The following is a 7,504-nucleotide window of genomic DNA, read 5'->3' as shown; positions in this document are numbered from 1 at the left end:
ACCGTGCCCGAGAAGCTCGGCGTGTGGAAGGTCTACATCCAGGCCGAGGACGGCCGCGGCAACGCGGGCATCGAGACGAAGTCCGTCAAGGTCGTCGCCCCGCCCGTCACCGGCACGAACATCGCCCTGAACAGGCCCGCCACCGCCTCCTCCGCCCAGGCCTCCTACGGCGACTGCCCCTGCCCCGCCTCCAACGCCTTCGACGGCAACACCGCCACGCGCTGGGCCAGCGACTGGAGCGACCCGCAGTGGATCCAGGCCGACCTCGGCTCGGCCAGACCCATCCGCACACTCCAGCTCGTCTGGGACCCCGCCTACGCCAAGTCCTACGAGGTCCAGGTCTCCGACAACGGCACGACCTGGCGGACCGTCCACACCACCACCACCGGCAACGGGGACATCGACACCATCGAGGCCGCCACCACCGCCCGGTACGTCAAGCTCCAGCTGACGGCCCGCGGCACCGGCTGGGGCTACTCGCTCCACGAGTTCGGCGTCTACAGCTGACAAGCCGGACCCCATGACGGGTGGCGGGGCCCGCCGCTCGGCCCCGCCGCCCCGGCACCACCGCACGGGAACCCATCACACCAGTCGCGTGGCGTGTTCGCGTCCACGCGAAACCCCCCATGGGCAGGAGATCCCCATGAGATCGAGTCCGAAACGGCTCCCCGCACTCCTCCTCGGTACGGCCCTCATCGCCAGTGTCCTCGGCATCGGCACCATGGCCTCCGCCGCGGACACGGACAACAGCGCCCCGCCCTCCGCCGTCGCGGCCGACACTCACAGCGGACACGTCATGGCCGTGTCCACCCAGGCCTCGGGCGACGACGCCGACGGAGACGGCTACATCCCGGCCGTACCCCAGGTCACCGGTGTCACTCCGTCCACAGCCACCCCGCCGCCGGCCTACCACCACGAGTTCCAGGCCGGCTGCGCCGTCACCCACACCGCGCCGGACGACCCGATCGTCTACCCGGGCCAGTTCGGCAAGTCCCACGACCACACGTTCATGGGCAACACCTCCACCGACGCCGCCAGCACCACCGGCTCGCTCCACGGAGGGAACACCACCTGCAAGGCGCCCGCGGACGCCTCCGCGTACTGGATGCCCTCGCTGTACAAGGGCGATCAGAAGATCCTGCCCGTCGGTCCGCAGGTCATCTACTACAAGGCGGGCGTCACCGACTACCGGAGCGTGCGGCCCTTCCCCAAGGGTCTGCGGTTCGTAGTGGGTAACCCGATGCAGAACGCCCAGGAGTTCCGCGCGCACAAGGGCTTCGTCGAGGGCTGGGAATGTGGTGACAGCTTCTTCAACACCGACATCCCGGCGAGCTGTCCCAGCCGGCCCGACGTGCAGCTCAACCTGCGCATGCAGGCCCCCAGCTGCTGGGACGGAAAGTACCTCGACACCCCGGACCACCAGAGCCACATGGCCTACCCGGTCGTCAGACCCGGCACCAACGACAACATGTGCCCGGCCTCCCACCCCGTCGCCCTGCCGATGATCGAGTTCAAGATGGCATGGCCGGTCAACGGCGACATGAGCCAGGTCCGCCTCGCCAGCGGCCGCGGCTACTCCTTCCACTACGACTTCTTCAACGCGTGGGAGGAGCGCACCCTCAAGGCTTTGGTCGACCACTGCATCGTCGGCGGCCTGCAGTGCGACACACGGGGCTTCGACCTGTACCGCCCCGAACGCGGGACCGTGCTGAACGCAGACCACCGACTGCCCTGAGCCGGTCGGCGATGCGCACCGGCCCGGTCGCCCTCTCCCGTACTCGGGGCGGCCGGGCCTTCCGCGTGCCCAGGTGACGGTTCATCAGCAAGGGGCTTGACGTGAGCCCCCGCGCGGACGAAAGCTTGGGGAGCGCTTTCCCGGCCGGGGGGTGGCTGACGTGACCGGGGTGGGAATGACCGGCGACGTGATCGACCTGATGCTGGAGAAGCTCGATCTGACCCAGAAGGTACGGCTGCTGAGCGGTACCACTACCTGGCGGACCGCCGACATGCCGGCCGTCGAGCCGCGTCAGACGGTCATGTCCGACGGCCCCGCCGGTGTGCGAGGAGAGGAGTGGGACGAACGGCGCACCTCCGCGCTGCTGCCGTCGGCGTCCGCGATCGGCGGGCTGTGGGACGAGGGGCTGGGTGGTCCGCTCGCCTCGGAAGCGGCCCGCAAGGATGGGGACATCGTCCTCGCCCCCACGCTCGACCTGCACCGCACTCCGCTGGGCGGACGGCACTTCGAGCACTGCTCGGAGGATCCGGAGCTGACGGGCCGTACCGGTGCCGCGCTGATCCGGGGCATCCAGGCGGCCGGGGCGGTGGCCACGGCCAAGCACCACGTCGCCAACGACTCCGAGACCGAGCGCATGCATGTCGACGTACGGGTCTCCGAGCGGGTACTCAGGGAGGTGTACCCCGCTCCGTTCGAGGCGGCCGTCGACGCGGGCGTGTGGCTGGTCATGAAAGATCGGCCCCAGGTGGCGGACGCTGGGTGCGCGAAGTCGTCGGCCTGCCGGCCGCCCGTGCCCCACGCCTGGACCGCGCGCTGAAGAAGATCGCCCGAAAGGGCGGCAGTGGTCGAGCACAGACGTGATTACACCCGGGGCGACGGCCACGGCCGCTCCGGGATCCGCCGGATCAAGGTCGTCACCGGTCAGTGACCTGCTCTTCCCCGGCGCCTGTCAGGCGCTCCAGATGAAGCACCGCCGCGCCGACCACAAGACAGGCAAGGTCACCGTCGCCACCGTCTGTGCGGTCACCGGTCGGCATGAGCTGCCCGGTGTGGAGGGTACGTACAGCGAGGGAGCACTCGCGATGGAAGCGCGGATCGTTGGGTATCTCCAGGGCGTGTGGGAGAAGGAGGTGGCGGGGGCCGGGCTGTGGACACCGCCGTTTCCCGTCCGTCTCCCGGACGATCCCGCGAAACCTGCTCCGCTGCTGTTCAGTGGCCTTCCCACCCTGGAGTATTAGTGATTGTCGTCTGGATCAACGGTGCGTTCAGTGCGGGCAAGACCAGCGCCGCGTGCGAACTGATCGATCTGATCCCGAACAGCACCTTCTACGACCCCGAGCTCACCGGCGGGGAGCTGCGCCGGCTGCTGCCCCAGAAGAAGCTCGCCGAAGTGACCGACTTCCAGGACCTGCCGATATGGCGGCGCCTGGTGGTCGATACGGCCGCCGCTCTTCTCGCGGAACTCTCCGGGGTGCTGGTGGTGCCAATGACACTGCTGAGGCAGGACTACCGCGACGAGATCTTCGGAGGGCTCGCCTCCCGGCGTATACCCGTGTGCCATGTACTGCTCTCACCTGAGGAAACGATCCTGCGTAAACGGATCGCAGAACGGGAGGAGTTCCCCGACGACCCCGAGCACGACGAGCGGATCCGGCAGTGGGCCTACGACCACATCGAGCCCTACCGGGCGGCGCTCGGGTGGATCACCGCGGACGCCCACACGATCGACACCAGCGCCCTCACCCCGTACGAGACGGCCGAGCGGATCGCCGAAGCACTGCGCACCGGCGCGGCGGGGGAGTGCGGCATAGTCCAGACCCCCGAGCCGCGTGGGGAGACCGTGGCGTCGGGGGTGCTGCTCTTCGACGAGCAGGACCGGGTACTGCTCGTGGACCCCACCTACAAGCCCGGGTGGGAGTTCCCCGGCGGTGTGGTGGAGCCCGGAGAGGCCCCGGCACAGGCAGGGATCCGAGAGGTGGCCGAGGAGCTCGGGCTTCGCCTGGACACGGAGCCGGGGCTCCTGGTGGTCGACTGGGAGGCGCCCGAGCCACCCGCGTACGGAGGCCTGCGCTTCCTGTTCGACGGCGGCCGGCTGCGCGGCGAGGAGGCCGCACGACTGTTCCTGCCGGGTTCGGAACTGCGCGGCTGGCGGTTCGTCACCGAGGAGGAGGCGGCCGGTATGCTCCCGCCGACCCGCTTCGAACGGCTCCGCTGGGCACTGCGTGCCCGCGAGCGCTCCACCGTGCTGAATCTGGAGGCCGGGGTGCCCGTGGGCGTCCGATGACCTCCCGCGGGCCGCCGGTCACTGCGAGGCGGCCCGCAGAGCAGCCGCCGCGCCGGTGGTGAGGGGATCACCATGGCCGAAACAGGCGACATCGGGCCCGAGGGCGGCGAGCCGGCGGAAGGACGCCATGGCCTGCGCGTGGTCGGTGTTCAGCACCCCCAGGATCACCCGGTCCACCCTGGCCGCGGCGTCCCCGGTGAAGAGCACCTTGTGGCGGGGCAGATGGATGCCGAGGGAACCAGGGGTGTGCCCGGGGGCGTGCACCACCAGGGCGCCGCCCCCGAACGGGAGTTCCTCACCGCCCGTCAGCTCGCGGTCGACCCTGGTGGGCGGTGCCTCGGGGACCGTCAGCCCGTTGGTGTACAACGGACGTTCCCAGTCGTGCAGGACGGGGTCGGGCACGGGCTCCTCGCCCCGGACGGCCGGTGCGTCCAGCCGGTGCGCCAGGATCTCGGCGCCGTGTCTGTCCGCGAGTTCCTGCGCGGCGCCGTAGTGGTCGCGGTGGCCGTGGGTGAGGACGATCCGCCGGATCCCGGCCGGGTCGTGACCGAACCGGCGCATGCCTTCCTCGATGGCGCCGCCCGCGTGCCGGTCGCCGGCGTCGATCAGGGTCAGGTCCGCACCGTCATGCCAGAGATAGGCCTGGCCGATCGGGAAACGGAACATGAGCAGCTGCGGGAGTACCTCGACGCAATCCATACGGTGAAACGTACGGAGAGCAGGCCGCCCGCTGCCCGGAAATCTGCTCCGGGCGACTTCGCTCAGCGCGTACCCGGGGCCCCGTGCGGGTCATGCGGCGGCAGACCGCGCACGGGTCCCGGGGAAAGGCGGCGCGGGCCGGGAAGTCTTCCTGCGATGTCGCCATGACGATCTCCGGGCAGGCCGGCCGCTGATACGAGTCCTGTACGACGAGTCCCGAGGTGACCCGCGCGATCCGGCTCGTCCGCGTCCCGTCCGTCTTTGTCCCCGGGAGCCGTCCGGTCCGCCCGCCGTACCCGCGCCGCTGATCGTTCTCTCGCACGGCACCGGAGGTTCGGGCAGCGGCACGGGACGGCTGGTACGGCCGCTGCCCGAAGCAGGTTTCCGGGTCGTGGCTCTTGACCACCGCGGCAGCGACTTCGCCGACGGCAACGAGCCGGGGCCTGCCGACCCGGCTGCGCCCGGCCGGGCCGGCAGGGGCGCCGCCGCCTTCTTCCAGCAGCACCTCGGCTGAGGCGGCCGGCATGGCTGCCCGGGCGCCGGGCGGCGTACGCCGGCACACAGGCAACCGCACCGGCCCGTGGGGCCCCTCAGCCCTTCCTGGACTCCGCGTAGTTCCGCAGGAACAGTGCCTCGGCGACCGAGAGCCGCTCGAGCTCCTGGGGAGACACGCTCTCGTTCACCGCGTGGATCCGGGCCTCGGGCTCGCTCAGCCCGATGAGCAGGATCTCCGCCTGCGGGTACAGCGCGGCCAGGGTGTTGCAGAGCGGGATGGAACCGCCCATGCCGGAGGACTGCATCTCCTCACCCGGGTAGGCGAGCCGCATGGCCTCGGCCATGGACGTGTACGCGGGGCTGGTGATGTCGGCGCGGAACGGCTGCCCCTGGCCCACCTGCTCGACGGTCACCCGCGCGCCCCAGGGAGCGTGCGACTCCAGGTGGGCGGTCAGCAGCTTCGTCGCCTCGGCCGCGTCCTGACCCGGCGGGACCCGCAGGCTGATCTGCGCCCGGGCACTCGCCTGAACTGACGGGGTGGCGCCGACCACCGGCGGGCAGTCAATACCGATGACGGTGACCGCGGGCCGCGCCCAGATGCGGTCGGCGACCGTGCCCGTGCCGATGAGCCCCACACCGTCGAGCACCTTGGCGTCCTTGCGGAACTCACCCTCCGGGTACTGCAGCCCGTCCCACTCCGCGTCGGCCGTGAGCCCGTCGACCGTCGTCGTACCGTCCTCGGCCCGCAGGGATGCCAGGAGCTGGATCATCGCGGCCAGCGCGTCCGGGGCCGCCCCGCCGAACTGCCCTGAGTGCAGGTTCCCCTCAAGGGTGTCCAGCTGCACCCGCAGCATGGTCATGCCCCGCAGCGTGGCGGTGACGGTGGGCAGGCCGGCGCGGAAGTTCCCGGTGTCACCGATGACGATCGTGTCGGCGGCCAGCAGCTCCGGGTGCGCCTCGGCGTACTGTTCGAGGCCACCCGTGCCCTGCTCCTCCGAGCCCTCCGCGATCACCTTGACGGAGACCGGGACGCCGCCGTTCGCCTTGAGGGCGCGCAGCGCGAGCAGGTGCATGATGAATCCGCCCTTGCAGTCCGCGGCCCCCCGGCCGAACCAGCGGCCGTCGCGCTCGGTCAGCTCGAACGGCGGTGAGACCCAGGCGGACTCGTCCAGCGGCGGCTGCACGTCGTAGTGCGCGTAGAGCAGCACCGTGGGGGCGCCGGCCGGTCCGGGCAGGTAGCCGTACACCGACTGGGTCCCGTCAGGGGTGTCGAGCAGGGCGACGTCCTGGAAGTCCTCGGCGCGCAGTGCGTCGGCGACCCAGCCGGCCGCGGCCTCGCACTCGCTCCTGGGGAACTGCGCGGGGTCCGCCACCGACCGGAAGGCCACCAGCTCGGTGAGCTCCGCCTTCGCGCGGGGCATCAGCGAGGCGACGGTCTCGGAAATCGGACGGGCGGTCATGGGCACGCTCCTCGTGGGTGCGACGTCAGGGCTGTGGCGCGGTGTGTACGCGACCGGGGGCGACGCCGTGGATGGGACGTCGCGTGTACGACGAATTCATGGCTGATCCTCCCACAGCGGAGTTCGGCCGCGACGCGCCGTAGGATGCCGTGAGCAGTCGGGGCCACTGGTCGGATCGGGAGCAGAAGCACATCGTGAGCAGCGAGAACGCAGACGCCGGACGTGAGCCGGATGAGTCGTCGTCGGTACCGCAGGATTCCCCGGTATGGGACGTCGTCGTGGTCGGCGCGGGGCCGGCCGGAGCTTCCGCGGCGTACGCGGCGGCTGTCGCAGGCCGTCGGGTGCTGTTGCTGGAGAAGGCGGAGATCCCCCGCTACAAGACGTGCGGCGGCGGCATCATCGGGTTCTCGCGGGATTCTCTTCCCCCCGGATTCGAATTGCCCCTGAAGGACCGGATCCACGCGGTCACCTTCTCGCTCAACGGCAAGCTGTCGCGCACCCGCAGGTCCAAGCGCATGCTCTTCGGGCTGATCAACCGGCCGGAATTCGACGCCGGTCTGGTGGAGGAGGCCCAGAAGGCGGGCGCCGAGCTGCGCACGGGTGTGGCGGTGACGCGGGTCGAGCAGCACGGCACCGCTGTGCCCGACCGGCGCACGGTCGCCGTGGTGACGGCGGGCGGTGAGACCGTGCTGGCCCGGGCCGTCGTCGGTGCGGACGGGAGCGCCGGCCGCATAGGGGCTCATGTCGGCGTGAAGCTCGACCAGGTGGACCTCGGACTCGAGGCCGAGATCCCCGTGCCGGAGACGGTCGCCGAGGACTGGGCGGGACGGG

Annotated in this window: 8 protein-coding genes and 1 pseudogene; 7 read left to right on the top strand and 2 right to left on the bottom strand. The window is 70.9% G+C overall.

Annotation, left to right across the window (positions count from 1 at the left end; all coding sequences use genetic code 11):
• From VN520_RS36430 to VN520_RS36410, 5 genes and pseudogenes are all read left to right on the top strand, one after another.
• A partial coding sequence (locus tag VN520_RS36430; protein ID WP_325751240.1) for a discoidin domain-containing protein occupies nucleotides 1–507 on the top strand: 507 nt, incomplete at its 5' end.
• A 136-nt stretch (nucleotides 508–643) separates the two neighbouring features.
• On the top strand, nucleotides 644–1,735 hold the full coding sequence (locus VN520_RS36425; RefSeq protein WP_325751239.1) for a DUF1996 domain-containing protein: 1,092 nt from the start codon (nucleotides 644–646) through the stop codon (nucleotides 1,733–1,735).
• A 175-nt stretch (nucleotides 1,736–1,910) separates the two neighbouring features.
• Nucleotides 1,911–2,466, top strand: a pseudogene (locus VN520_RS36420) (glycoside hydrolase family 3 N-terminal domain-containing protein); the annotation flags it as partial.
• A gap of 231 nt (nucleotides 2,467–2,697) precedes the next feature.
• Nucleotides 2,698–2,973 carry a hypothetical protein gene (locus VN520_RS36415; protein WP_325751238.1) on the top strand — a complete coding sequence of 92 codons (276 nt, stop codon included), beginning with the start codon at nucleotides 2,698–2,700 and terminating at the stop codon, nucleotides 2,971–2,973.
• Between the two features lie 2 nt (nucleotides 2,974–2,975).
• On the top strand, nucleotides 2,976–4,019 hold the full coding sequence (locus tag VN520_RS36410; protein WP_325751241.1) for an NUDIX hydrolase: 1,044 nt from the start codon (nucleotides 2,976–2,978) through the stop codon (nucleotides 4,017–4,019).
• 18 nt (nucleotides 4,020–4,037) lie between these two features.
• On the opposite strand, the gene VN520_RS36405 is transcribed toward VN520_RS36410, so the two are convergent.
• Nucleotides 4,038–4,718 carry an MBL fold metallo-hydrolase gene (locus VN520_RS36405; protein ID WP_325751237.1) on the bottom strand — a complete coding sequence of 227 codons (681 nt, stop codon included), beginning with the start codon at nucleotides 4,716–4,718 and terminating at the stop codon, nucleotides 4,038–4,040.
• 391 nt (nucleotides 4,719–5,109) lie between these two features.
• Here VN520_RS36405 and VN520_RS36400 point away from each other — a divergent pair, with 391 nt between their 5' ends.
• Nucleotides 5,110–5,232, top strand: a complete 123-nt coding sequence (locus VN520_RS36400; protein ID WP_325751236.1) for a hypothetical protein — start codon at nucleotides 5,110–5,112, stop codon at nucleotides 5,230–5,232.
• Between the two features lie 76 nt (nucleotides 5,233–5,308).
• Here the strand turns inward: VN520_RS36400 and VN520_RS36395 are convergent, their stop codons facing one another.
• On the bottom strand, nucleotides 5,309–6,673 hold the full coding sequence (locus VN520_RS36395) for a dipeptidase (RefSeq protein WP_325751235.1): 1,365 nt from the start codon (nucleotides 6,671–6,673) through the stop codon (nucleotides 5,309–5,311).
• A gap of 194 nt (nucleotides 6,674–6,867) precedes the next feature.
• Between VN520_RS36395 and VN520_RS36390 the strand changes: the two genes are divergently transcribed.
• Nucleotides 6,868–7,504, top strand: a 637-nt coding sequence (locus tag VN520_RS36390; RefSeq protein WP_325751234.1) for an FAD-dependent oxidoreductase, incomplete at its 3' end; no start/stop codon positions are given.

The organism is Streptomyces sp., assembly GCF_035563135.1.
Lineage (GTDB): Bacteria > Actinomycetota > Actinomycetes > Streptomycetales > Streptomycetaceae > Streptomyces.
The sequence above is the reverse complement of the archived record's forward strand: the minus strand, read 5'-3'. Positions and strand labels throughout refer to the sequence as shown.

Excerpts from the sequence above, each read along its gene's own strand:
- VN520_RS36425 (WP_325751239.1), top strand. The coding sequence starts at position 644 with ATGAGATCGAGTCCGAAACGGCTCCCCGCACTCCTCCTCGGTACGGCC.
- VN520_RS36415 (WP_325751238.1), top strand. The coding sequence starts at position 2,698 with ATGAAGCACCGCCGCGCCGACCACAAGACAGGCAAGGTCACCGTCGCC.
- VN520_RS36405 (WP_325751237.1), bottom strand. The coding sequence starts at position 4,718 with ATGGATTGCGTCGAGGTACTCCCGCAGCTGCTCATGTTCCGTTTCCCG.
- VN520_RS36395 (WP_325751235.1), bottom strand. The coding sequence starts at position 6,673 with ATGACCGCCCGTCCGATTTCCGAGACCGTCGCCTCGCTGATGCCCCGC.